The organism is Streptomyces sp. CBMA29 (assembly GCF_014596445.1).
Lineage (GTDB): Bacteria > Actinomycetota > Actinomycetes > Streptomycetales > Streptomycetaceae > Actinacidiphila.
Map to the genome: position 1 here is coordinate 1 of NZ_MECL01000165.1, position 25,531 is coordinate 25,531.

A 25,531-nucleotide genomic window follows, 5' to 3' on the forward strand; every position below is an offset into this window, starting at 1 on the left:
GGAGGAATAATCCCAGTCGCGCACAGCGTCCTCGCTGTGTTCTGTTCTTCAAAGGAACCTCGTCTCGTAACGAGACGGGGTATCAACATATCTGGCGTTGACTTTTGGCACGCTGTTGAGTTCTCAAAGAACGGAAGCTTCCTTCAGACCGTTTCACCGGCCCTCCGGGCTTTCCCTTCGTCGTGTCTCCGACTCTATCAGACGCTTTCCAGTGCCTGACCCCCAGTCAGCGGGGCTTGTCTTTCCGGCTGTTCGGCCGTTCCGACGAGTGAGACATTAGCTGATCCCGTACCGCCCGGCCAAATCGGTCCGGTCGAACGAAACACCGCCTGCATTCCGCCAAAACACACAAACGCACGACAACAACGCGACAACACAAGGCAGTCGCTCATGGTCGAAAGGTTCCTGCGGAATCGCTGTCCGGGGACCGACCGGAGTCGGCGCTCACGTCGGACAACTCGGAGAACACTACGGACGAGGACCACCCATGTCAACTCGGGGCAAGGTGGTCCCGATCACGCGGGTCAGTCCAGGTCTTCGAGCCGGCCGCCGGCGTCCGGCTGGCTGTACTCGACGCGGCGCAGGAGCCGGGTGAGGATCTCGCCGAGGGCGGCGCGTTCCACCGCCGTGAGGTCCTGGAGAAGCTCGTCCTCGAAGACGGCGGCCAGGCGCATCGTCTGGAGCCACTTGTCGCGGCCCTCGTCGGTCAGTTCGACGATGACCCGGACGCGGTTGGTCTCGTCGCGCTCGCGGGTGACCAGGCCCTCGGCGACCATGCGGTCGATCCGGTGGGTCATGGCGGCCGGGGTGAGACCGAGGCGCTTGGCGAGGTCGCCGGGGCCGAGGCGGTAGGGCTTGCCGACGACGACGAGCGCCTTGAGGACTTCCCACTCGGAGCTGCTGATGCCGAGATCGACGAGCTGGCGGCCGTACGCCACGTTCATCCGGCGGTTGAGGCGGCCCAGGGCGGTGACGACCTTCTCCACCTGGGGGTCGACCTCAGGGAATTCGCGCTGGTAGGCGGCGATCTGGGCGTCGAGGTCCAGCTCCTGCGGCGCCCCCGGTGAACCTGCGGCTGCGGTCATCCTTCGAGTATGGCACGGAACCCTTTGCGCTAAAGCCCTTCGCGATGTAGCCTTTAGCTTCGAACTTTAATGCTGAAGTCTTCAAGGCGAAGACTCACTGGTCAAGTGGGGTGAGTGTGACAACGGCTATGGGCACGGCGCTGCGCCGGATCCAGGTGGGGACAGCGCTGAGCGCGTTCGGGAACGGCTTCACGGTCCCGTTCACCTTCATTTACGTCTCGCAGGTGCGGGGGCTGGGCGCGGGGACCGCAGGTGTGGTGCTCGCGACGTTCGCCGTGGCGGCGCTCTTCGTGCTGCCCTTCACCGGTCGGGTCATCGATCAGCGCGGACCGGTGCCGGTCGCGGTGGTCGGTACAGTGCTGGCCGCCGCCGGGTCATTGGGGCTCGGGCTGTCCGGCAGTGAACCGGTGGTCATCGCGGCGGCCGGTGCGCTCGGTGCCGGTATAGCGGTGGTTCAGCCCGCGCTGGCGACAATGATCGTGTGGTGCTCGACGACCGCGACGCGGTCGCGCGCCTTCGCCACGCAGTTCTTCCTCAACAACCTGGGTCTCGGACTCGGCGGTCTGCTCGGCGGTCTGCTGGTCGACACCGCGCATCCGGCGTCGTTCATCCGCCTCTTCGCCATCGAGGCGGCGATGTTCCTGGTGCTGGGCGCGGTCATCGCGACCGTGCGCATGCCGCACGCGCCGCAGGTCGACGGAGCGGTGCGGTCCGACGGCGCTGCCTCCGGCGGCTGGCGGCTGCTGCTCGGGGACCGGGCGATGGTCATGGTGTCCGTGCTGGGCTTCGTGATGTTCTTCGCCTGCTACGGGCAGTTCGAGTCGGGGCTCTCGGCGTTCGCCGTCGAGGTCACCCGGATCTCGCCGACCACGCTGGGCGTGGCGCTCGCGGCCAACACCGCCGTGATCGTGCTGGCGCAGTTCGTGGTGCTGCGACTGGTCGAGCAGCGCAGGCGCAGCCGAGTCATCGCGGCGGTCGGTCTGGTCTGGACGGTCGCCTGGCTGGTAGCCGGGGCGTCCGGGCTGGTGCACGGCAGCCATGCGATGGCGGTCGCGGCGATCATCTCGACGTACGCGCTGTTCGGACTCGGCGAGGCGATGCTGGCGCCGACCGTGGCTCCGCTGGTCGCCGATCTGGCGCCCGCGCGGATGGTCGGTCAGTACAACTCGGCGTTCGCTCTGGTGAAGCAGCTCGCTCTCGCCCTCGGTCCCGCCGTCGGCGGCCTGATGGCGGGTGCGGGCGCGTACGGGGCGTACATCGTGATGCTGGTGGTCTGCTCGCTGGCGATCTCGGTGACCGCGCTGCGGATGGGGCGGCACCTCACGCTCTTGCAGGACAGTCCGCATCTGGCGGCGGCCCGTGTGGTCGCCCGTTCCGCGCCGCGGCTCCCCGCCGGGACGGACGCGGACGCCGATCCGGCCGCTCGAATACCGGCCGCGCCCGTCGGCGCCACGGCCGAAGCGGGCCCGGAACCGGCCGCGACCGCCTCCCGGTAGGCGGCACCCCGCCCCCTCCTGCCCGAGGGCCTGCCCAGCCCTCGGCAAGGCGGTCGCCCCGGACCCGGACGGACCCGGACCCCCGACGGCCACGGCCCGGCGAAGGCGGCGCCGTCGTCACCCCGCCCGCCTCACCCCGCCGGCGCTCTCAGCCCGGCAGGGCGAATTCGCACCAGACGGCCTTGCCACCGCCCGGGGTGCGGCGGGAGCCCCAGGACGAGGCGACGGTGGCGATGATCGAGATGCCGCGCCCGGCCTCGTCGCCGGGTTCCGCGCGGCGGCGGCGCGGCAGGTGGTCGTCGCCGTCGGTGACCTCGATGATCAGCCGCCGGTCGGTGCGGCGCAGCCGCAGCCGCATGGGCGGGGTGCCGTGCTTGAGGGAGTTGGCGACGAGTTCGCTGGCCGCGAGGACTCCGAGGTCGCGCAGTTCGACGGGGAAGCGCCAGGAGGCGAGGACCCCGGAGGCGAAAGCGCGGGCGCGGGGCGCGGCCTCGACGCCGCCGAGGAGTTCGAGCGAGGCGTTGCGGAAGAGCTCGGCCTCGCTACCGGTGCGGTCCGGGTACTGGAGGACGAGGACGGCCACGTCGTCGTCGTGTTCCGAGGTGACGCCGAGGGCGCGCATCAGGCGGTCGCAGATCACCTGGGGTGCGCCGGTCGCGCCGGACAGGGCCGACATCAGGGCGTCCACACCGACATCGATGTCCTCGCCACGCCGCTCGATCAGGCCGTCGGTGTACAGGACGGCGGTGCAGCCGGGGCCGAGGGCGACCGAGCCCGAGGTGTGGATCCAGCCGCCGGTGCCGAGCGGCGGTCCTGTGGGTTCGTCGGCGCGGCGGACGGTGCCGTCGGGATCGCGGATCAGGATCGGCAGGTGCCCCGCGGTGGCGTACGACAGGCGGCCCTCGCTGGGGTCGTGCACGGCGTAGACGCAGGTGGCGATCTGGGTGGCGTCGATCTCCGAGGCGAGGCCGTCCAGGAGCTGGATGACCTCGTGCGGCGGCAGGTCGAGCCGGGCGTAGGCGCGTACGGCGGTACGGAGCTGGCCCATGACGGCCGCGGCACGGACGCCCCGGCCCATCACGTCGCCGATGACCAGGGCGGTGCGGCCCGCGCCGAGGGTGATCACGTCGTACCAGTCGCCGCCGACGGCCGCGTCGGTGCCGCCGGGCTGGTAGGTGGCGGCGACGCGGAGGTCGTCGGGCTGTTCGAGCTCCTGCGGGAGGAGGCTGCGCTGGAGGGTGACGGCGGTCTCGTGGAGGCGGCGTTCGCTCTCGCGCAGGCGCTCGGCGGAGTGCACCTGGTCGGTGACGTCGGCGGCGAAGACCAGGACGCCGCGGCGCTCGGGGTCGGGGTCGCCCGCCCTGACGGGGGTGCAGGTGAAGGTGAAGTAGCCGGGTTTGGCGGGTGACCGGTCGTCGCCGCCGACCACCTTGCGGGCCTTGACGGTGCGCGGTTTGCCGCTGCGGTGGACCTGGTCCATGAGCGGGAGCAGGCCGAGCTCGTCGAGTTCGGGCAGCGCGTCGCGGGCCGGGGCGCCGGTGGTGCGGGCGCCGAAGACCTCCGTGTAGGCGTCGTTGACGAAGTCCACGCGGTGGGCGGGGCCGTGTGTGACGGCGATGAGGGCCGGAAGGCGGCTGAGGACGCCGGTGACTGACGGTTCGTCGGTGACGGCGCCGCCTGCGGTGGGCACGGGACCCGTGGCCTGGCCCGCCGGCGAGCCGGGGGCCTGGCGGGTGCCTTCGGGGTCGGCGTCCGGGGCGGTGCCACTGCCCGCGTCCTGCGGCGCCGTCGCGGGGTCGGCCGCGTCGGCGCGCGCGGGGTCGCCGACTTTGGCGCGCGCCGCGGGTACGGCACTGCGTCGCTGTGTTCCGGGGAGCCGGGCGCTCCAACGCGTAAGGTTCAAACGTCCGATTCCTCGTATTTGTCACTCTTTGCAGGTGCTGGCGCACGCGTGGTCACGCCACCAGTGTGGCCGACCGGCGACCCCGGGGGGAATCGCGCGGCGTCCGGGGCGGGTCAGGGGGCGTCGGGATCGCGGTGCGATCCGGCGGCCAGTTCGAATTCGGCGCGCGGGTGTTCCAGTGAGCCGAGCGAGACGATCTCGCGCTTGAAGAGCCCCGCGAGCAGCCATTCCGCCAGGACACGGGCCTTGCGGTTGAAGGTGGGGACGCGGCTGAGGTGGTAGGCGCGGTGCATGAACCAGGCCGGGTAACCCTTGAGTTTGCGCCCGTAGATGAAGGCGACACCCTCGTGCAGCCCGAGCGAGGCGACCGAGCCCGCGTACTTGTGGCGGTATTCGGTCAGCGGCCGGCCGCGCAGCGTGGCCAGGACGTTGTCGGCCAGGACGCGGGCCTGTCGCAGGGCGTGCTGGGCGTTGGGGGCGCAGTCGGTGCCGGGCTCCCGCGCCGTCAGATCGGGCACGGCCGCCGCGTCGCCCGCCGCCCACGCCGTTTCCGAACCGGCGATCCGCAAGGTGGCCTCGGCGCGCAGCCGTCCGCGGTCGGTGAGCGGCAGGTCCGTCGCGGCCAGCACCGGGTGCGGTTTGACGCCCGCCGTCCAGACCACCGTCCTGGTGGGCAGCCGTTCGCCGTCGGACAGTACGGCGATCCGGTTCTCGCACGACTCCAGCCGCGTCTCCAGCCGGATGTCGACGTTGCGCCCGCGCAGCTCGCGGATCGCGTACTTGCCCATCTCCTCGCCGACCTCGGGCAGGATGCGGCCGGATGCCTCGACCAGGACCCATCTCATGTCCTCGGGGCGGATGTTGTGGTAGTACCGCACGGCGTAACGCGCCATGTTCTCCAGCTCGCCGAGCGCTTCGACGCCCGCGTATCCGCCGCCGACGAAGACGAAGGTCAGCGCGGCCTCGCGGACGTCGACATCGCGGGTGGAGGAGGCGATGTCGAGCTGTTCCAGCACGTGGTTGCGCAGCCCGATCGCCTCCTCGACGGTCTTGAAACCGATGCCGTGCTCGGCGAGTCCGGGGATCGGGAGGGTGCGGGAGACCGAGCCCGGCGCGATCACGAGCTGGTCGTACGCGAGCTCCAGCAGGTCGCCGCCCTCCTCGTCGGTGACCGGGGTGGCGATGCTCGCCACGCGTTTGGCGTGATCGATGCCGCGCGCCTCGCCCACCACGATCCGGCACTTGCCGAGCACCCGCCGCAGCGGTACGACGACATGGCGGGGGGAGATGGATCCGGCGGCGGCCTCGGGCAGAAAGGGCTGGTACGTCATGTACGGCTGTGGTTCGACCACGACGACTTCGGCCTCGTCGCGCTTGAGCTTCCGCTGCAACCGCAGTGCGGTGTACATCCCGACATAGCCGCCGCCCACCACGAGAATGCGCGGGATGCCTGCTCTGTTCCTCGCTGCCGACTCCGTCATTGCTCCATGACGCAATGGACCATAGCCGTTTGTCCACAGCGCGGACGTGATGATTCCCCGGTTTCTTCGACGGGTTCGGCGACGCAGCAGGTCAGCGGCGCACGCATCACCGGGCAAAGGCCGCACGGAAGTGCACGGCGCCCGTTGCTCCGATCGGGGGCGCGCGCCGGTCGGATCACAACCCCCTTCTTTCTTGACGTGGGCTCAACTATGTTCGTATCTCGTAGTACTGCGGGGGACGCGTACTGATGATCGCCCATGAGCGGGGAGTCTCCGGGGGGAGACGCGAATTTTCCGGGGGATACGTATATGCACATTCAGGACTCTCAGTGGACGACGGCCGCGGCCGGTTCGGACGGCGGTGTCGGCGCCGTCGGCGGAAACCGTCCGGCACCGCTGCGCGTCGACGCGCAGCGCAATCTGGAACACGTACTGCGGGCCGCGCGTGAAGTCTTCGGCGAGTCGGGGTACGGGGCTCCGATGGAGGACGTCGCCCGCCGCGCGCGGGTCGGCGTGGGTACGGTCTACCGCCGTTTCCCGAGCAAGGACGTGCTGGTCAGGCGGATCGCCGAGGAGGAGACGGCGCGGCTGACCGAGCAGGCGCGTACGGCGCTCGGCCAGGAGAACGAGGCGTGGTCGGCGCTGGCCCGCTTCCTGCGCACCTCGGTCGCCTCGGGCGCCGGGCGGCTGCTGCCGCCGCAGGTGCTGCGGGTGCAGAGCCCGTCGACGGGCGCCGGTACGGAGCACGGCGGTACGTCGCCGCTGGGCGTCGAGCCGAACCGGGTGCCGCAGCAGCGCAATCCGTTCGCGACGGCGGCCGGGAGCGCTGCGGCACCGACGTCAGCGGGCACCGGCACAGGTCCGGTTACGGGAACGGTCACGGGACCGGCCGGTGAGGTCGCGGACCACGCGGGCCGTGACGACATCGGCGGCGGAAGCGACGGCGGCGCCGACCGGAGCAGCGACCAGGACGGCATTCGGGCACTGCTCGACGTCGTCGGACGGCTCGTGGACCGGGCGCGCGAGGCGGGCGAGTTGCGCCTCGACGTGTCGGTGGCCGACGTCCTGCTGGTCATCGCCACCTCGGCGCCTTCGCTGCCCGACCCCGAGCAGCAGGCGGCGGCCTCGGCCCGGCTGTTGGACATCCTGCTGGACGGGCTGCGCTCGCGGCCCGGCGAGCGGGCGGCCGACACCCCGTCAGGGGGCGCGGCGGCACGGGGCGAGGCCGTGACGGACGGTCAGGAGCCGGCGTAACGCGGCTCGGCCCGACGACAGGGCCGGGCCCGACAACGCGGCCCGGCTTAAGGACACGGCTCGATGTAAACGGCTCGGCACAGGGCGCTCGGAGTCACGCGGCTGGACGTCGCGCGACCCGGCGTCGCTCGGGTCGGCATCACGCGCTCCACCGATCGGGTGAACGTAGAGGAATCGTGAACGATCTCTCCACGGATGAGTGGTTCCCCGGTATCCCGTGACTCCGGCCCGCCCTCCTGTGCCACGCTTGCCCCGTGGAAGAGGCAAACGGCGAGTCCGGCGCTCCCGCCGCGGGCCCGGAGACCGGCGACGGGCTGCCCTCGCGCAGGGTGCCGGGACAGCGCGAAGTGCCGGGGCAGCGCGACCCGGCCGCACGCGACGACGTCCGCGGGGAAGCCCGCGAGGAATCCGGCGACGGCGCGCGTGAGACCGACTGGGGCACGGGCCGCGAGCCGGGCCGTACCGCTGCCCCGGAATCCGGCCGCGTGCCCGCACCCGCCGCGCCGCCGTCCGCCGGAACACCGGCCACCCAGGCACCGGCCACCCAGACACCGGCCACCGAGGCACCGGCCGACGACGACCTGCTCTCCGTGCAGGGCCATCCCGCGCACGCCACCTCCGCCGAGGCCGACGCCCTCGAATCCGCGCTGTCCGACGCCGAGTTGGTGGCGCGGGTGCGCGGCGGGCAGGACAGCGCGTACGAGGAGCTGTACCGGCGGCATGCCGAATCGGTTCGCCGCTACGCACGCACCTGCTGCCGGGACGCGCACACCGCGGAGGATCTGACCGGCGAGGTCTTCGCCCGTACGCTCCAGGCGATCCGCGGCGGCAGCGGCCCCGAGTCGGCGGTCCGCGCGTATCTGCTCACCACGGTGCGCCGGGTCGCCGCGTCCTGGGGCAGCACCGCCAAGCGCGAGCACCTGGTCGAGGACTTCGCCGTCTTCGCCGTCTCCGCGGCGGGCTCGACGGCCACCGAGGACACCAACGAACTCGGCGCGGACGTACGGGCCATGCAGGAGGCCGAGCAGACGCTGGCCGTCCAGGCGTTCCGTACGCTCCCCGAACGCTGGCAGACCGTGCTGTGGCACACCGCCGTCGAGGACGAGTCGCCGTCCGCCATCGCGCCGCTGCTCGGACTCACGCCCAATGCCACGGCCGTCCTGGCCCACCGGGCCCGCGAGGGCCTGCGCCAGGCGTATCTCCAGGCGCACGTCAGCTCCACGCTGACCGCCGAGGGCGAGTGCGCGCGGTACGCCGACCGGCTCGGCGCGCACGCGCGCGGGGGCCTGCGGATGCGCGCGGACCGGGAGTTGAGCAGGCACCTGAAGGAGTGCGAGCGGTGCACGGCCGCCTCGCTGGAGCTGGCCGACCTCAACTCGGCGCTCAAGGGACTGCTGCCGGTCGCGTACATCGGCTGGTTCGCCGCCGTCTACGCCGCCAAGGCCGCCGGGATCGTCGCCGTCGGCGGAGCGGTCGGCGCGGCGGGGGCCGCGGGAGGTGTGGCCGCCGCCGCTGCCGGGTCGGGTACGACGTCGAGCGCGGGCGGCGCAGCCGCGGGAGGCGCCGCGTCCGAAGGGCTCGGCGCGCCCGCCAAGGTCGGTATCGCGGCGGCCGTGGTGGTCGCGGCGGCTGCGGCGGCGTTCGCGCTGGCCCTCACCGGGGGCCACGAGAAGGCGCCGCCGAAGGCCCAGCCCAAACCGCCGCCGGTCGCGGTGGTGACCACTCCCCCGCCGCCCGCGCCGAAGCCCGCGCCGAAGCCGAAACCGGTCGTACCGCCGCCGCCCGTACAGCCGGTCGAGAAGACGACTCCGCCGCCGAAGCCGACCCCGACCCCGACTCCGGCGAAGCCGAGTCCCAAGCCCGCGCCGAAGCCGAAGCCGGTCGTACCGCCGCCGCCGAAGCCGACCCCGACGACTCCAGCGCCGACTCCGACACCGACCCCTCCGCCGCCCGCGCCGACCGCGTACAAGGTCAATTCCCTGGGCATCAGCGGGCTCGGCGACACCTCGGGGCCGACGATCCGGCCGTCGGTCACGAGCTGGTGGTGGGACCGCTGGGGTCTGACGATCGGCGGTACGCGGTACGAGCACGGCATCAGCGTCCACGCGCCGTCGTCACTGACCATCGACCTCAACCAGGCATGCGTCACGTATGACGCGCGCGCCGGGATCGACAGCCTGACCGGGCGCTTCGGCGCGGCCCGCTTCTCGGTGTACGGCGACGACACCCGGCTGTGGCAGTCGGGTGTCGTACGCGGCGGCGACGCGGCCGTGCCCGTGCACGTCGGGATCAGCGGGTACAGGACGATCCGGCTCGTGGTCGATCCCGAGGGGCGGCACGGCGGCGGGCTCGGCCTCGGGCTGGCGAATCTGGCCGACTGGGCGGATTCGGTGATCAGCTGCTCGTAGGTCAGCTGTTCGCGGCCGGTGCGTCCGTGGCGGTGGCCGGCGGGACCGCGCACACGCCGTCGGCGCAGGCGGCGTCCGCAGCCGCGTCTCCCGTACCGGCGGCGTCTCCCGTACCGGCGGCGGCCGAGTCCTCGGCGTCCTTGGCGAGCTGTTCGTCCTGTTCGTCCTTGGCGACCTGTTCGAGCGCCTGGAGGAAGACGGACGTCTCCTGGCCGCCCTGCACCGCCCACTTGCCCTCGAAGACGAAGGTCGGCACCGCCGTGATGCCGATCTGCCGGGCCTGGTCGATCTCCGCCACGACCTCGTCGCGCAGGTCGTCACCGGCGAGGAAGGCGGTGACCGCGTCCCGGTCGAGGCCGGCCGCGACGGCCGCGTCCGTCAGGGCCGTACGGTCGCCGATGTCCAGGCCCTCGCCGAAGTGCCCGGTCATCAGGCGGCCCTTGAGCCGGTTCTGCGTCTCGGGGCCGTACGTGTCCAGGGCGAAGCGCAGCAGGCGGTGGGCGAGCAGCGAGTTGTTCTCCACGACCGTGTCGAAGTCGAAGGTCAGCCCTTCGGCGGCGCCCATCGCGGCGAGCCGGTCGTCCATGGCCACGGCCTGCGGCCCGAATTTCTTCGCCAGCACCTCGCGGTGCGGCTGCGGGCTCTCGGGCGCGGACGGGTCGAGCTGGAAAGGCCGGTAGACCACCTCGACCGAATCTCCCTGCGGGAAAGCGGCGAGGGCGCGCTCGAAGCGGGATTTTCCGAGGTAGCACCAGGGGCAGGCGATATCGGAGTAGATCTCAACTTTCAAGGCTTTTCACTTCCGGGCGTAGGCGGGCACTGACTATTCCTTGAATGCTCAATCAAGGTTTCCCAGGTCAACGAGGACGCGCACGGGACCTATTCCCGTACGTCCGTACGTCCACCCAGGCCGCACCCGGGCCGCACCCGGGCCGCACCCGGTCAGCCTGCGCTACGACCCCGCCGCCATCGCGTGCGCCGCCTCCAGCAGCGCCGCCACCGCCTCCGATGCGTCCAGCACCGCGCCCTCCGCGCAGGCCGCCGCCCATTCACCGTCGCCGAGGCCCGCCCTGGCCCGCTCCTCCACGGCGCTGGCCGCGACCAGCTCGGGCACGGTACGCGGCAGCGGCCCGCGTACGGCCGAGGACGCCGCCGACATCCGGGCCGCCGACCGCAGATCGCCCAGCTCGACCAGCACCTCGGCCGCCGAGTCGAGCTGCGCGCCCACCACCGGCTCCGTGCAGCCCTCCGCCAGCGCCAGGCTCGCCGACTCGGCGAGACCCAGCAGCGCCGCCACCGGGTCGCCCTCGGCCGCCGTGATCCGCGCGCCCAGGCTCGCGAGCAGCACCTTGAACGTCGGCGGCGGCGTACCGTCCGCCATGTGCCCGACCGCCATCTCGCACAGCTCCCTGGCCTGCCGCAGCTCGCCACGGCGCAGGAGCAGCAGCGCCTTGAGGTAGCGGATGTACGTGCGGGCGTCCCACACGCTGTACAGCTCCGCTTCCTCCCCGGCCTGTTCGACCAGCTTGCGCGCCTCCTCGTCGTCCCCGCGGCGGTGCGCCAACTCACCCATCCGGGCCAGCAGGAAGGCCCCTTCGCCGTACGCGCCCAGCTCCCGGCCGAGCCGGTGCGCGGCGGCGAAGTCGGCGTGCGCCGCCGCGTACTGCCCGCGGACGACCTCGATCTCGGCGCTCGCGCCGTGCACTTGGGCGCGGATCCAGCGGTCGCCGAGCCGTTCCCTGCGCTCCTGGAGCTCCGCCCAGTCGGCGTCGATCCGCGCGAGCCCGCCCGGCGTGTCCACGGCGATGTGCGTGCGGAGCATCAGCGCCACCGCGATCTCCCACTCGCCGCCGTGCTCACGGCAGTTGGCGACGACGGTGTCGGCGTGCCGGCCTATCTCCTCGTCCCTGCCGAGCAGATACGTGGTGAACGGCCACAGCATGCCTGGGAAGCGCGCCGCGGGCGGGCCGCCCTGGCTGTACGCCGCCGCGAGCAGCGCGGCCATCGCCCGTGAGTCGGCCGACGACCACTGCGCCTCCGAGGCGTGGTCGCTCTTCACGAAGAAGTGCAGCATCCGCAGGTCCAGGCGCGGCCAGAACATCCGGTCCGCCGGGTCGGGCGGGGGTTCGCCGCCCAGCTCCGTCACCCTTTCCAGCCAGGCGTCCGCTTCGTCGCGGTAATTGCGCAGCCACCAGAACCAGCCCATGGACAGCGCGATCGTGATCGCGTCCAGCTCCGCGTCCTGGCTCGCGGTGACGCCGTCGTCGGCTTCTTGGCCTTCGTCAGCTTCTTGGCCTTCTTCGGCGGAGGGCGGCTCGACCAGCCGGTTCAGCGTGGCGCGGACGTTGTCCAGCTCCGTCTCCAGCACTTCCAGCCAGTGGAGTTGGTCGGCGCCGCGCAGCTCGGAGTCGGCCGTGCGGGCCAGTTCGCGGAAGTACGCGGTGTGCCGTCGCTCGGCCGCCGCCAGTTCATCGGGTCGCTCGGCGGCGCGCTCTCCGGCGTACTCGTGGATCGTCTCCAGCAGGCGGTAGCGGACGTCCTGGCCGGGGGTGGGCGCGTGGACGGCCACCACCAGGGATTTGTCCACCAGTTGGGCCACCGTCTCCAGGGCGTCGGGACCGCACACCGCCTCGGCGGCCGACAGCGTGCAGCCGCCGGAGAAGACGCTCAGCCCGCGCAGCGTCGTACGCTCCCGCTCGGTCAGCAGCTCCCAGCTCCAGTCGACCACCGCCCGCAGCGTCTGCTGGCGCGGCAGCACCGTACGGCTGCCGCTGGTCAGCAGCCGGAACCTGTCGTCGAGCCGGTCCGCGATCTGCTGCGGCGACAGGGCCCGCAGCCGGGCCGCGGCCAGCTCGATGGCCAGCGGCAGGCCGTCGAGACGGCGGCAGATCTCGCGGACGGCAGCGTCGTTCTCGGCCGTGGTGAGGCGGGCGTCCGCGCGTACGGTCGCCGCGCGGTCGGCGAACAGCCGGTACGCGATCGCGGGCGGCAGCGGCTCCACCGGGCGTACGACCTCGCCCGGTACACCCAACGGCTCGCGGCTGGTGGCCAGTACGGCCACGCCGGGGCAGGCCGCAAGCAGCTCGGCGGCGAGGGAGGCTGCGGCGCCGATCAGGTGCTCGCAGTTGTCGAGCACCAGCAACAGGCGGCGCTGCGCGCAGTGTTCGAGCAGCCGGGCCAGCGGGTCCTCGCCGTGCGACGCCTCGGACAGGAACTGGTCGCGGCCCGCCCCGCCGAGCAGCAGCGTGTCGCGGCGCCCGAGGGCGCTCAGCACGGCGTGCGGGACCGCCGAGGGGTCGTCCAGCGGGGCGAGTTCGACCAGCCACACGCCGTCCGGGTGACGGCGTGCCGCCGCGTCGCCCGCCTCCTGCGCCAGGCGCGTCTTGCCGGAGCCGCCGGGGCCGGTCAGCGTCACGAGCCGGGCCGCGGCCAAGTCGCTTCTGATGTCGTCGAGTTCGCTCTCGCGGCCGACGAAGCTGGTGAGGCGGGCGCGGATGTTGCCCTGCGCGGGGGGCGGCGGCCTTCGCCGCAGCAACTCTCCTTGCAGCGACCGCAGTTCCGGGCCCGGGTCGGCGCCGAGCGTTTCCGCGAGTACGGTCCTGGTCTCGTCGTACGCCGCCAGGGCGTCGGCCGTCCTGCCCTCGGCGTGCAACGCCCGCATCAGCTGGGCCCTGAACGACTCGTCCAACGGGTGCTCTGCCACTGCCGCGCGCAGGCTGGGGAGGGTGTCCGCCGCCTTGCCGAGGCGGAGGTCGGCTTCCACCCTGTTCCGCAGGGCGGCCAGCTTCAGGGCTTCCGGGCGGGCCGCGGCGGACGTACGGTCCGGGAGGTCGGCCAGGGCCGGGCCGCGCCACAGGGTGAGGGCGCGGGTCAGGATGTCGGCCGCCGTGGCGGCGTCTCCCTCCGCCAGGGCCGTATCGCCCTCGCGGGCGAGGCGTTCGAACTCGTACAGGTCCACCGAGTCGCGGGGCGTGGCAAGGCGGTAGCCGCCGGGTTCCGAGACGACGGCGTCTCGTCCCAGGGCTCGTCGCAGCCGCGACATCAGGGCTTGCAGGGCGCCGGCCGCGTCGGCCGGGGGGTCGGCCGCCCAGACCTGTTCGATGAGGGCTTCAGGGGGTACGGGGCGGCCCACGTTGAGGGCAAGCACCGCGAGGACGGCTCGCAGGCGGCCGCCGCCCAGGCCGATTTCGGGCCCGTCGTCGGAGGCGCGGGCCTCCGTGACCCCAAGAATCCGATACCGCACGGGGACATCTTCGCGGACGGCCCCCCAAAAGAGCGAACCTTCGCCCTTCGGTGGGGGGGTGGGCTTTCTTCTTTCCTTCCCACCCGCCCACCCGTGCGGGTGCTTTTTCCGTCTGCGGGTGCCGCTTGTGCCTGGTCGGTCCCGGCCCGGGGTACCTCCTCGAAATCCGTAACACCTGGCCCCTCGTATCCGGTGCCGTTCCTGTCAACGTATTTCTGCGGGGGCACCCCGGCCCGTCCCCTCCGGTACATCGGCGTCCGACGGTCCGGTGGGGGTTGCCGGGGAGGGGGTGGGCGGGGGCGAGCACGTCGGCCGTCGCCCGCCGGTGGGGGCGGAGGGAGGGGTGGGTGGGCTCGGGTACGGCGGCGTCCGACGGTCCGCTGTGGCTGAGGGGTGGGTGGGTTCGGGTACGGCGGCGGGTGCCTGTTCATGTGGGTGGCGGAGGGGGGTGGGGGCTGGGCCGCTGCGCCACCTGGCCGTCCAGCCGGGGTGGGCGAAAGGGGGGGTGGGGGAGGTGCGGGTCCCGCGCGGCCGACGTTCGGCGAGGTGGCGCAGGGGGGTGGGTGGGGTCCGGGTCTTGGGCGGCCGACGGGGCGCCTTCGGGCGGGGGGGTGGGCGGGTTTAGGCACATCGGCATCCGACAGTCCGGTGGGGGGCGGCGGGAGGGGGTGGGAGGGAGGCCGAGCCCCGGCGCCGCCCGATCGTCCAGCTGGGGCGGGCGAAAACGGGTGCCAGGTACCGGGACCTGCGCCGCCCGACGTCCGGCCGGGGTGGGCGAAAGGGAGTGGGTGAGGGCCGAGAGGACCTGCGCGGGCTAGCAGTCTGGCGGGGGGCTTCGTGAGGCGCTTGGGGAAGGGCCCGAGGTCTTCGCCCCACACCGGGAGGGGGCACCGGCGCAGGGCGGTTCGCCGGAAGGAACCCCCTACCTCCTCAGCCACCACCGGACAGGCGGACGCCGACGGACCCGGAGGGGACGGGCCGGGGTGCCCCCGCAGAAATACGTTGACAGGAACGGCACCGAATACCCGAGACCAGGTGTTACGGATTTCGAGGAGGTACCCCGGCCCGGCACCGACCAGGCACAAGCGGCACCCGCAGACGAACGACACACCCGCACGGGTGGGCGGGCGGGAAAAAAGGGGATCAAGAACGCCCCGGCGGACGGTGGTCGTCGTCGTGGGGGCCGAGGAGTTCGTCGGCGAGAGTGGGGAGGTCGTCGAGCGGAGTTTCCTCGGCCCAGTTGGAGCGGGGGCGGCGCGGAGTGGCCGAAGGGGTCTCGGCGGTGGGGAATTCGCGGGTGCGCTCGTTGCCCTGCTGGTCCTCGGGGCGGAAGAGCCACGGGGGGACGCGGTCGGTCGGGTCGTCCGAGGCCGGGGAGCCGACCGGGGGTACGACCGGCGGGAGCACCGTCGTGGTCTCGGAACTGTCCTCGCGAGGGCTGTCTTCGCGAGAGCCCTCCTCGTCCGAAGCGGACTCGTCGGAGGTGGTGGCGTCAGCCGACGACGTGTCCTCGCCTGGAGCGTCCTCCGGTTCGTCCGCAACGGCCGGAACGGCCGGAAGGACAGCCGTCTCGTCGGCAGGCTCAGGCTCGGCGGGCGCGGCCGGCTCGGCCGCAACGGCCGGAACAGCCGGAAGAAGGGTCGTCTCGTCCTCGGCGGGAGCCGAAGAAGGCGGAGGCACGACGTTGATCGTGGCCGTCTCGGCCGAGTCCGAGGTCTGCGGCAGCTCGGTGGTCTCCTCGGCGTCAGAGGAGCCGGAGGAGCCAGAGGAGCCAGAGGAGCCGGAGGAGCCAGAGGAGCCGGAGGAGCCAGAGGAGCCGGCCGAACCGGAGGAACCGGCACTCGCGGCGGCGGCAGCCGCAGCCGCAGCCGTGCGGGCCTCCTCGGCGCGGAGAAGGGCCTCCTCCGCCTTGCGCTGCTTTTCGAGGCGGCGCGCATCGGCCTCGGAGCGCAGGCGTGCCTGCTCCTCGGCAAGGCGGCGGAGCCGTTCCTGCTCGGCCGCGCGGGCGGCCTCCTCGGCCTCGCGGCGGGCCGTCTCCTCGGCGGCGATGCGCGCGGCCTCCTCGGAGCGGACGCGTTCGGCCTCGGCTTCGCGGGCGGCGGCGCGTTCGGCGATCTCGCGGCGGGTGGCCTCCTCGGCGGCGAGGCGGCGCTCCTCTTCCTCGCGGCGGAGCCGTTCGAGCTGGGCCTGGCGCTCGCGCTCCTGGCGCTCTTCCTCGGCCTTGCGGGCGGCCTCTTCGGCGGCGAGGCGGGCGGCTTCGGCGGCGGCTTGGCGCTCGGCCTCGGCGCGGGCCTCGATCTCCTGGGCGGAGAGCGGAAGGAGCTGGTCGAGGCGGTGCCGTACGACGGTGGTGACGGCGGCGGGTTCCTGGGCGCCGTCGACCACGAGATAGCGGCCGGGGTCGGCGGCGGCGAGGGTGAGGAAGCCCGCGCGGACGCGCTGGTGGAAGGCGGCGGGTTCGGATTCGAGGCGGTCGGGGGCTTCGGTGAAGCGTTCGCGGGCGGCGTCGGGGCTGACGTCGAGGAGCACGGTGAGGTGCGGGACGAGTCCGTCGGTGGCCCAGCGGGAGATGCGGGCGATCTCGGTGGGGGCTAGGTCGCGCCCGGCGCCCTGGTAGGCGACGGAGGAGTCGATGTAGCGGTCGGAGATGACGACGGCGCCGCGTTCGAGGGCGGGGCGGACGACGGAGTCGATGTGCTCGGCGCGGTCGGCGGCGTAGAGCAGCGCCTCGGCGCGGTGCGAGATGCCGCCGGAGGAGACGTCGAGGAGGATGGAGCGCAGGCGCTTGCCGATGGCCGTGGCGCCGGGCTCGCGGGTGACGACGACCTCGTGGCCCTTGGCGCGGATCCATTCGGCGAGCGCTTCGACCTGGGTGGACTTGCCCGCGCCGTCGCCGCCCTCCATAGCGATGAAGAATCCGGTGGCGGCGGGGGCGACGGCCGGTTCCGCGCCGGTCAGGGCCTCGCGCAGGTCGCGCCGGAGCGGTACGCCGCTGCGGTCGTCGGTCTTGCCGAGGACGAGCGCGGCGACCGGCAGCAGCAGGGCGCCGATCAGCATCAGCGTGTACGCGGCGCCGCCGTGGTCGAAGGTGAAGTGGCCCTTCTGGATGCGGTGCGGGCCGATCGCGGCGGCGACCAGCGGCGCGACGATCACGGCGAGGGCGAGGACGGCGCGCGAGACCGCGTGCAGGTGCTCGGTGGTACGGCCGCGCCGTCCCGCCTCGGCTTCCTGCTCGATCAGGATGTGCCCGGTGTTGGCGGTGACGCCCGCCGCGGCGCCGGCCAGCAGCGCGAGCAGCAGGACGGTGGTCTGGTCGGCGACGATGCCGGTGAGGAGCAGGCCGAGCCCGGTGACGCCGATGGACAGCGCGAGCAGGCGGCGCCTGGAGAGCGCCGGGAGCGTACGGGGGGCGAGTCGGATGCCGACGACCGTACCGGCGGTGAGGGCCAGGACGAGCAGGCCGAAACCGGTCGGGCCGAAGCCGAGGGCGAGCGCGTGCAGGACGGCCACGCCCACGGCCGCGCCGATCGCGCCGACGACCGCGGCGGTCGCCAGCACCAGCAGCGGCAGTACGCCGGTCCTGCCGCGTTCGGCGCCAGCGGGGCCCTTGGGCAGTCGGAGACCTTCGAGCGGGGAGCGCGGGCGCGCCACGGTGCCCGAGGGCAGTTCGAGGAGGTAGAGCACCGACATGGAGGACGAGAAGAGCCCGGCCGCCACGTACGAGGCGAGCGCCACCTGGTGCTGGTCGAACCAGGTGACGCCGACCGCGATCAGTGTGTTCACCAGCGTGACGACGACGAGACCGGCCGCTGCCAGGGGCAGTGCGACGAAGCTGGTCCGCAGGTCCAGCCGGTGCAGCGTCGCCAGGTGGTCGGGCGCGGGCCGCACGGAGGTGTCGCCGGGCGGCGGCAGGAGCAGCGGGGCGGCGCCGTCCTTGGCGACGGCCCACAGCCGCTCGGCCACTCCGGTGACGAAGGCGGTCACCAGCAGCCAGGTCAGCGCGGTGTGCTGCGACCAGGTGATCCACAGCGGCGCGACGATGAACAGCCCGAGTCGTACGGCGTCCGCGCCGATCATCGTCCACCGGCGGTCCAGACGGCCGCTCTCGGACGTCAGCGCCGACAGCGGGCCGAGCAGAACGGCGCCGAACAGCAGCGTCGAGACCAGGCGCGCCCCGAAGACGGCCGCGGTGGCGAAGGCCACACCCCGGTAACCGCCGCCGTATGCGTGGTCGGCCACCGCCGCCTGCACGGCGAGCCACAGCAGCACCAGCAGACCCAGCCGGTCCGCCACCGCCCCGGTGAGCTGCGCGCTCCACAATTTGCGCAGCGCCGGGATTTTCAGCAGCGCACCGACCGCTCGCTCACGGCTGTCAGCGGCGAGGTCGGTGGCGAACGCGTCGGTCACGTCCCCCTCGACGTCCTCGGCCCTGACATCTGCGGCCGTGACGTCCGCGGCGGGCGGCTTGGGCTGCTCGGATGGCGTCATCCCAACAGCCTATCCGCCTTACGACGCCCTACACGGAGCCCGGTCCCCCTCCCGGGGTGACCTCCCCTCCAGGAGGGCGGGGAACCGCGCGACCAGCCCATGGCCGGCGCGCGGTTCACCACCGGCCCGGTGGGCAGACGCTGTTGTCGCCTGGCCACCGGCCCGGTGGGCGGACTAATCGGCTGAGGCCGTCGACTTCTTCGCCGCCGCGGAGGCAGCCGCCTTCTTGGCAGGCGCCTTCTTGGCGGCAGCCTTCTTCGCGGTACCGGAAGCCGCCGTCTTCTTGGCGGGCGCCTTCTTGGCCGGTGTCTTCTTGGCGGCGGCCTTCTTCTTCACGGGCCCCTTCGCCCGCTTCTCCGCGAGGAGTTCGTATCCGCGCTCGGGCGTGATCGACTCCACCTCGTCGTCGCGGCGCAGCGTCGCGTTGGTCTCGCCGTCGGTGACGTAGGGACCGAAGCGGCCGTCCTTGACGACGACGGGACGCTCGCTGACCGGGTCGGTGCCCAGTTCCTTGAGCGGCGGCTTGGCGGCGGCGCGACCGCGCTGCTTGGGCTGCGCGTAGATGGCGAGCGATTCGTCGAGGGTGATCGAGAAGAGCTGGTCCTCGGTCTCCAGCGAGCGCGAGTCGGTGCCCTTCTTCAGGTAGGGCCCGTAGCGCCCGTTCTGCGCGGTGATCTCGACGCCTTCGGCGTCCTTGCCGACGACGCGCGGCAGGGACATCAGCTTGAGGGCGTCCTCAAGGGTGACGGTGTCGATGGACATCGACTTGAAGAGCGAGGCGGTACGCGGCTTGACCGCGTTCTTGCCGGTCTTCGGGGTGTCCTCGGGCAGGACTTCGGTGACGTAGGGACCGTAGCGCCCGTCCCTGGCGATGATCGGGCGGCCGGTCGCCGGGTCGTCGCCGAGCGCGAAGTCGCCGCTGGGCTTGGCGAACAGCTCCTCGGCGTACTCGACGGACAGCTCGTCCGGCGGCAGGTCCTCGGGTACGTCGGCGCGCCGGTGGTCGTCCTCGCCGCGCTCGCCCTTCTCGATGTAGGGGCCGTAGCGGCCGACGCGCAGCATGATGCCGTCGCCGACCGGGAAGGAGGAGATCTCCCGGGCGTCGATCGCGCCCAGGTCCTCGACGAGTTCCTTGAGGCCGCCGAGGTGGTCGCCGTCCCCGTTGCCCGCGTCGGCGGCGGAGGCCGTACCGATGCCGGAGTCGCCGCCGCCGTCGTCGGAGCCGAAGTAGAAGCGGCGCAGCCACGGCACGGCCTGGGCCTCGCCGCGGGCGATGCGGTCGAGGTCGTCCTCCATGGAGGCGGTGAAGTCGTAGTCGACCAGGCGGCCGAAGTGCTTCTCCAGCAGGTTGACGACGGCGAAGGAGAGGAAGGTCGGGACGAGCGCGGTGCCCTTCTTGAAGACGTAGCCGCGGTCGAGGATCGTGCCCAGGATCGTGGCGTACGTCGACGGGCGGCCGATCTCCCGCTCCTCCAGCTCCTTGACCAGCGACGCCTCGGTGTAGCGGGCGGGCGGCTTGGTCGAGTGGCCGTCGGCGGTGATCTCCTCGGCGCTCAGCGCGTCGCCCTCGGAGACCTGCGGCAGCCTGCGCTCGCGGTCGTCCAGCTCGGCGTTGGGGTCGTCGGCGCCTTCGACGTACGCCTTCAGGAAGCCGTGGAAGGTGATGATCTTGCCGGACGCGCTGAATTCGGCGTCCCTGCCGTCCGCGGAGGCGCCGCCGACCTTGACGGTGACGGACTGGCCGACCGCGTCCTTCATCTGGGACGCGACCGTACGCATCCAGATCAGCTCGTAGAGCCGGAACTGGTCGCCGGTCAGGCGGGTCTCGGCGGGGGTGCGGAAGCGGTCGCCTGAGGGGCGGATCGCCTCGTGCGCCTCCTGCGCGTTCTTGACCTTGCCCGTGTAGACGCGCGGCTTGTCCGGCAGGTAGTCCGCCCCGTAGAGCTGCGTGACCTGGGCGCGGGCGGCGCGGACGGCGGTCTCCGAGAGCGTGGTGGAGTCCGTACGCATGTACGTGATGAAGCCGTTCTCGTACAGCTTCTGCGCGACCTGCATGGTGGCCTTCGCGCCGAAGCCCAGCTTGCGCGACGCCTCCTGCTGGAGGGTGGTGGTGCGGAAGGGGGCGTACGGCGAGCGGCGGTACGGCTTGGACTCGACGCCGCGTACGGCGAACTGGGTGTCGGCGAGGGCCGCGGCCAGGGCGCGGGCGGCGCTCTCGTCGAGCTGGAGCACCTGCGAGCCGGACTTGAGCAGGCCGGTGGCCGCGTCGAAGTCCCGGCCCTGCGCGACCCGGCGGCCGTCGACGGTGGTGAGCCGGGCGACGAGCGTGGAGGGGTCGGAGGGGTCACCGGTGCGGCCGGTGGCGAAGGTGCCGGTCAGGTCCCAGTAGTCCGCGGTGTGGAAGGCCATCCGCTCGCGTTCGCGCTGGACGACCAGCCGGGTGGCGACGGACTGCACGCGGCCCGCCGACAGTCGCGGCATGACCTTCTTCCACAGCACCGGTGAGACCTCGTAGCCGTACAGCCGGTCGAGGATGCGGCGGGTCTCCTGGGCGTCGACCAGGGGCTGGTTCAGCTCGCGCGGATTGCGGACGGCCTCCTGGATGGCGTCCTTGGTGATCTCGTGGAACACCATCCGGTGAACGGGCACCTTGGGCTTGAGGATTTCCTGCAAATGCCAGGCGATGGCCTCGCCCTCGCGGTCCTCATCGGTGGCGAGGAAGAGTTCAGTGGACTCCTTGAGGAGGTCCTTGAGCTTCTTGACCTGTGCCTTTTTATCGGCATTGACCACATAGATGGGTTGGAAATCACTGTCCACATTGACGCCGAGCCGCGCCCAGGGCTGGCCCTTGAACTCCGCCGGCACTTCGGCGGCCCCGTTGGGGAGGTCGCGGATGTGCCCGACGCTGGCCTCGACGACGTATCCAGGGCCCAGATATCCCTTGATCGTTTTCGCCTTGGCAGGCGACTCGACAATGACGAGTCGCTGGCCGCTGTGTGCGGTCTCGCGGGTCGGGGACAACGTCGCTCTTCTCTCCCGGTCGAAGGTGTGTCGCTGCGGAGTGTGACCGTACCTCCCTGTCCCGTGTCAAACGGGAAAAGTCCACAACGCCACTGGAACGGTAACCCGACAACCGGTCTGTCTGCCGCATGGACGGCCGCTCCGGTCGGTTTCCGGGAGGGGCGCGGGGGCGCGTTCCCGGGGGCGCGTGCGTGATTTCACGCACGTCAGGAGGGCCGGGGAAGGGCGGTGGCGGTCAGACCTGTGTGAGACACCAGACGCCGGTGAGGAGCGCGGCAGCACCGAAGGAAATGGACATGACAGTTGCGGCGGTGGATCCCGCGTCCGTCACGGGCCGCCGGGCGCGCAGCCGGGCGGCCGTCCAGCACAGGAGTGCGGCCCCGAAGACGGCGAAGACCGTTCCGGCGAAGAGTGCGGGCACCCGCTCCATGCGTCCCTCGTCCCGTCTCGTCCTGTCTCGCCCTGTCCAGGTGTGTGGTCCCGGACGCTGCCACGCCAGGGCGTCCGGCACGCGAACCACGGGTGAACACGGGTCTCCGCCCCCAGGGGGTGGGACGCGGCGGGGGCCCTCCTGCAAAGATGTCCGGCAACGACCGGTACACAACAAGACGTTCAACGACGTTCAGCACAGGGGGACGGGGCATGTCCGACCAGAATCCGTACGGCCAGAATCCGTACGGTGACAAGCCGCAGGGCGACAATCCGTACGGGGAGCAGCAGCCCGGGGGCCAGCCCGGATACGGATACCCGCAGCAGCCCGGGGGCCAGGCTCCCGGTTACGGCTACCCGCCCCAGGGCGGCCAGGCACCCGGTTACGGCTACCCGCCGCAAGGCGGTGGCTACGCGCCGCCCGGTGCCGCGTACGCCGCCGACCCGTCCGCGCCGTACGGCTACGACCCCTACGGGCGGCCGTACTCGGACAAGTCCAAGGTGGTCGCGGGAGTGCTCCAGCTCTTCCTCGGCAGCTTCGGCGTGGGCCGTTTCTACACCGGTCACACCGGCATGGCGCTGGGTCAGCTCTTCACCTGCGGCGGCTGCGGCATCTGGGCGCTGATCGACGGCATCATGCTGCTGGCCGGGGACAACCCGACCGACGCGCAGGGCCGGGTGCTGCGTGGCTGACGGAGTCCGTCGGCCCCGGGTCGGCGCTCCCCCGGTCTCCCCGGGGGCGCGCCGCCCGTCGGCGGTTCTCGGCCACCCGGCCACCGCTCCCCTGGCGACGCTCGCCGCCGGGGTCGCGAGCGCCGTCTATCTCTACGGCACCGACCCGCACCAGCCGGGGCACTGGCTGCCGCGCTGCCCGTTCAACTGGGCGACCGGGCTGCTCTGCCCGGCCTGCGGCGGTACGCGCATGGTGTACGACCTGATGCACGGCGACGTGGGGCGCGCCTTCCACGACAACGCCGTCCTGCTGCTGGCCGCGCCCCTGGCGCTGTGGCTGTGCGGGCGCTGGATGGCCGAGGGGCTGCGCGGCCGTCGCCGGCGGCTGGTGGTGAGCCCGCGCGTGTCACTGGCCGTGCTGTGCGTGGCCGTGACGTGGACGGTTGTCCGCAACGTGTTCTGAGGCGCCGTCCGCCGGGCCACTTCGCCGAGGCGCCCCGCCAGGCCCCAGGGTCACCGCCCGCGTCACTCCACCGGGTCGAGGAAGCCCTGTTCCACCAGCAGCCGGATCGACTCCGGCGTGCGGTCGCGCAGCACCACCGGGTCCTCGCCGAGCAACTGCGCGATGGCGTCCACGATCCGCCCCGCGGTCAGCGTCCCGTCGCAGACGCCCGCGAAGCCCGCGCCCACCGTGTCGACCTTCGTGGCGCGCCGCATGCCGCGGGCCGCGCGCAGCACCACGTGCTCCGGGTCCTCGGCGCCCGGCAGCCCCACCTGCTCCTGCACCACCCCGTCACCGAGCGCGAAACGGGAGCTGAGCAGCGCCGCGTCGTCGTGGGTGCGCAGGAAGTCCTGGCGGTCGAACCACCCGGCGATGTGCGGGCCGAGCGGCTGCTCCACCGGGTGCGGCCACTCCTCCGCCGTGATCGCGGGCTGGTCCGCGCCCGACTTGCGCAGCGTGATCCAGCCGAAGCCGACGCCGTTCACCTTGCGCTGCTCGAACTCGTCGAGCCACGCGTCGTAGCGGGCGGCGTACGTGGCCGGATCCGTACGGTGGTCGCCGCCGTCGCGCAGCCACAGCTCGGCGTACTGCGTGACGTCCTGGACCTCGCGCTGCACGATCCAGGCGTCGCAGCCGCGCGGGATCCACGAGACCAGGCGCTCGCGCCAGTCCTGGCCCTCGGTGTGCTGCCAGTTGGCGAGGAGCTGGCAGTAGCCGCCGTCGTTGAGATGGTCTGCCGACTGCTGCACCAGGGTGCGGCACAGGTCGTCGCCCGCCATTCCGCCGTCCCGGTAGGTGAAGCGCCCGCCCGGGGAGATCACGAAGGGCGGGTTGGACACGATCAGGTCGAAGCGCTCGTCGCGGACCGGCTCGAAGAGGCTGCCCTCGCGCAGGTCGGGCTCGCGGGCGCCGGACAGCGCGAGGGTGAGCCGGGCGAAGTGCAGGGCGCGCGGGTTGACGTCGGTCGCCGTGACGCGGGTGGCGTGCCGGGAGGCGTGCAGCGCCTGGATGCCGGAGCCGGTGCCGAGGTCGAGGGCGCTGCCGACCGGTTCGCGCACGGTCAGCCCGGCCAGTGTCGTGGAGGCGCCGCCGACGCCGAGCACCAGGTCGGCCCGGTCGACACCGGGCGTTCCCCCGACTCCGAGCGTTCCCTCGGCACCGGTTTCTACGGTGCCCGCGCCGATGCCGCCCGCGCCGCCGACCGCGCAGCCGAGGTCGGAGACGATCCACCAGTCCGCGCCCTCCTCACCGGCGTACGGGCGTACGTCCACGGTGGCGCGTACGTCGTCGCCGTCGCGCGCCAGCCAGCCGCCGGTCACGTAGTCGCCGATCCGGGGCAGGGCGGCGCGGGCCCGCTCGTAGGGCACGGGGCGTTGCAGGAGGAAGAGCCTGACCAGGGTCTCCAGGGGGCTGCCGCCACGGGTGGCGCGCAGGGCGGGGACGGTCTCGGCCCGGGAGAGGGCCGCGTAGGCGGCGGCTCCGAGGAGGTCGAGACAGCCGTCCGCGGTGAAGGCTGCGGCGCGCAGGTCGTCGCGCAGGGACGGGGCGTTCCGGGCGGCGGGGAGGAGGGGCGTACTCACACCGGCCATTGTCGCGGAATCGCCGCGGCCCGGCGCCCCTTGTGCGGGGCGTCGGGCCGTGGCGTATCGGACAGCGGGGGTTCTACGGGGGCGCGGGGCCATCGCCGGTGCGGGCCTTCGCGGGCGCGGGCCTTCGTGGCCACGGACCGGGCGGCCGGGGGCTGAGGGGGCCGGGGGCTACGTCGCCGACGGTGAGGCCGAGGAGGAGCCGGATGCCTGCTTGCAGCCGGGCTGCTTGGCCATGGCCTTGCCGACATCGCCCTGGCGGAGCGAGTCGAGGGCCTGCTCGCCGTTCTGGCTCACCTTGCCCAGCGAGTTGGAGACGCCCTTGAGGCCGTCCGCGAACTTCGCCTGATCGCTGGTGTCGAGCCCGTCGACCTGCTTCTTGAGCGTCCCGTACTGGGTGGACAGGCCGTTGAGGTCGTTCACCGCGTCCTGCTGGATCTTCGCGCCGTCCTTGACCGGCGGGGCGCCGGCCTTGCTGACGATGTCGGCGAGCGACTTGTACGCCTCGGAGATCGACTGGAAGGCGGCGGAGTCGGCGGACTTGACGTCCTGGGGCTTGCCGTTGCTGTTGACCTGGGTGATCGCCGTGTTGGCGTCGTTGATCTTCTTGGTCTGGGCCGCGGCCTGGTCGCAGACGCCCTTCGCCCAGTTGTCCAGCTTCTTGTTGGAGTCGTCGCTGCACCCCGACAACGCGAGCAGCATGACCGCACCGGAGAGCGCGGCCAGGAGCTTCTTGTTCACCTTCACCGGATGGGTCCCTTCCGTGGCCTTACGGCCCCGGAACATACACGGCTGACGGGTGGTCACCGTGAATCCGTGAGGTGATTCGTCCGATATTCAAGCCATTCGCACTAAGGTGCGGTGGGCGACCGCACACGTACCGGATCACGTACGGATCACGTACCGGATCACGTGCGGTCGCCCACCGGGCCCTCGACGGACCGGAACCCTTGACGGGCCCGG

15 protein-coding genes are annotated in these 25,531 nt (G+C 72.5%); 5 read left to right on the top strand and 10 right to left on the bottom strand.

All coding sequences use genetic code 11. The annotated features are described in order from the left end of the window. Window positions 1-524 precede the first annotated feature (524 nt). Window positions 525-1,085, bottom strand: coding sequence for a MarR family winged helix-turn-helix transcriptional regulator (locus tag BGM09_RS21770; protein WP_188283347.1), 561 nt, complete (start codon window positions 1,083-1,085; stop codon window positions 525-527). A gap of 116 nt (window positions 1,086-1,201) precedes the next feature. On the opposite strand from BGM09_RS21770, the gene BGM09_RS21775 reads away from it, so the two are divergent. Next, window positions 1,202-2,581, top strand: a complete 1,380-nt coding sequence (locus BGM09_RS21775) for an MFS transporter (protein ID WP_411158348.1) — start codon at window positions 1,202-1,204, stop codon at window positions 2,579-2,581. A 148-nt stretch (window positions 2,582-2,729) separates the two neighbouring features. Here BGM09_RS21775 and BGM09_RS21780 read toward each other — a convergent pair whose 3' ends face one another. Then, complete coding sequence (locus tag BGM09_RS21780) at window positions 2,730-4,484, bottom strand: SpoIIE family protein phosphatase (RefSeq protein ID WP_188283348.1); 1,755 nt, start codon at window positions 4,482-4,484, stop codon at window positions 2,730-2,732. A 113-nt stretch (window positions 4,485-4,597) separates the two neighbouring features. Beyond that, window positions 4,598-5,965, bottom strand: coding sequence for an NAD(P)/FAD-dependent oxidoreductase (locus tag BGM09_RS21785; protein WP_188283349.1), 1,368 nt, complete (start codon window positions 5,963-5,965; stop codon window positions 4,598-4,600). A gap of 309 nt (window positions 5,966-6,274) precedes the next feature. Here BGM09_RS21785 and BGM09_RS21790 point away from each other — a divergent pair, with 309 nt between their 5' ends. Continuing rightward, a complete protein-coding gene (locus BGM09_RS21790) occupies window positions 6,275-7,219 on the top strand; it encodes a TetR/AcrR family transcriptional regulator (RefSeq protein WP_188283350.1) in 945 nt (314 codons plus the stop codon). A gap of 254 nt (window positions 7,220-7,473) precedes the next feature. Further along, the gene (locus BGM09_RS21795) at window positions 7,474-9,627 is read left to right on the top strand and encodes a sigma-70 family RNA polymerase sigma factor (RefSeq protein ID WP_411158349.1); all 2,154 of its coding nucleotides are present in this window, start codon (window positions 7,474-7,476) and stop codon (window positions 9,625-9,627) included. 1 nt (window position 9,628) lies between these two features. Here the strand turns inward: BGM09_RS21795 and BGM09_RS21800 are convergent, their stop codons facing one another. From BGM09_RS21800 to BGM09_RS21820, 5 genes are all read right to left on the bottom strand, one after another. Further along, complete coding sequence (locus tag BGM09_RS21800) at window positions 9,629-10,417, bottom strand: DsbA family oxidoreductase (protein ID WP_188283351.1); 789 nt, start codon at window positions 10,415-10,417, stop codon at window positions 9,629-9,631. Between the two features lie 162 nt (window positions 10,418-10,579). Further along, the gene (locus BGM09_RS21805; protein ID WP_188283352.1) at window positions 10,580-13,870 is read right to left on the bottom strand and encodes a BTAD domain-containing putative transcriptional regulator; all 3,291 of its coding nucleotides are present in this window, start codon (window positions 13,868-13,870) and stop codon (window positions 10,580-10,582) included. A gap of 1,143 nt (window positions 13,871-15,013) precedes the next feature. Continuing rightward, window positions 15,014-18,358, bottom strand: a complete 3,345-nt coding sequence (gene tmk, locus BGM09_RS21810) for a dTMP kinase (protein ID WP_188283353.1) — start codon at window positions 18,356-18,358, stop codon at window positions 15,014-15,016. 174 nt (window positions 18,359-18,532) lie between these two features. Next, window positions 18,533-21,379 carry a type I DNA topoisomerase gene (gene topA, locus BGM09_RS21815; protein WP_188283354.1) on the bottom strand — a complete coding sequence of 949 codons (2,847 nt, stop codon included), beginning with the start codon at window positions 21,377-21,379 and terminating at the stop codon, window positions 18,533-18,535. A 235-nt stretch (window positions 21,380-21,614) separates the two neighbouring features. Further along, window positions 21,615-21,809, bottom strand: coding sequence for a hypothetical protein (locus BGM09_RS21820; RefSeq protein ID WP_188283355.1), 195 nt, complete (start codon window positions 21,807-21,809; stop codon window positions 21,615-21,617). Between the two features lie 212 nt (window positions 21,810-22,021). On the opposite strand from BGM09_RS21820, the gene BGM09_RS21825 reads away from it, so the two are divergent. Beyond that, window positions 22,022-22,501: a TM2 domain-containing protein gene (locus BGM09_RS21825; RefSeq protein WP_188283356.1), complete on the top strand. Its 480-nt coding sequence runs from the start codon at window positions 22,022-22,024 to the stop codon at window positions 22,499-22,501. Beyond that, window positions 22,494-22,943, top strand: a complete 450-nt coding sequence (locus tag BGM09_RS21830) for a DUF2752 domain-containing protein (RefSeq protein WP_188283357.1) — start codon at window positions 22,494-22,496, stop codon at window positions 22,941-22,943. The genes BGM09_RS21825 and BGM09_RS21830 overlap by 8 nt, the downstream gene beginning before the upstream one ends. Window positions 22,944-23,005: 62 nt before the next feature. Here the strand turns inward: BGM09_RS21830 and BGM09_RS21835 are convergent, their stop codons facing one another. Both BGM09_RS21835 and BGM09_RS21840 read right to left on the bottom strand, forming a co-directional pair. After that, window positions 23,006-24,571: a methyltransferase gene (locus tag BGM09_RS21835; RefSeq protein ID WP_188283358.1), complete on the bottom strand. Its 1,566-nt coding sequence runs from the start codon at window positions 24,569-24,571 to the stop codon at window positions 23,006-23,008. A gap of 168 nt (window positions 24,572-24,739) precedes the next feature. Further along, on the bottom strand, window positions 24,740-25,315 hold the full coding sequence (locus tag BGM09_RS21840; protein ID WP_317452822.1) for a small secreted protein: 576 nt from the start codon (window positions 25,313-25,315) through the stop codon (window positions 24,740-24,742). Window positions 25,316-25,531 lie beyond the last annotated feature (216 nt).

Bases quoted from the DNA above. Each gene is read 5' to 3' on its own strand.
- BGM09_RS21770 (WP_188283347.1), bottom strand. From the start codon at position 1,085: ATGACCGCAGCCGCAGGTTCACCGGGGGCGCCGCAGGAGCTGGACCTC.
- BGM09_RS21785 (WP_188283349.1), bottom strand. From the start codon at position 5,965: ATGACGGAGTCGGCAGCGAGGAACAGAGCAGGCATCCCGCGCATTCTC.
- BGM09_RS21790 (WP_188283350.1), top strand. From the start codon at position 6,275: ATGCACATTCAGGACTCTCAGTGGACGACGGCCGCGGCCGGTTCGGAC.
- tmk (WP_188283353.1), bottom strand. From the start codon at position 18,358: ATGACGCCATCCGAGCAGCCCAAGCCGCCCGCCGCGGACGTCACGGCC.
- BGM09_RS21820 (WP_188283355.1), bottom strand. From the start codon at position 21,809: ATGGAGCGGGTGCCCGCACTCTTCGCCGGAACGGTCTTCGCCGTCTTC.
- BGM09_RS21825 (WP_188283356.1), top strand. From the start codon at position 22,022: ATGTCCGACCAGAATCCGTACGGCCAGAATCCGTACGGTGACAAGCCG.
- BGM09_RS21835 (WP_188283358.1), bottom strand. From the start codon at position 24,571: ATGGCCGGTGTGAGTACGCCCCTCCTCCCCGCCGCCCGGAACGCCCCG.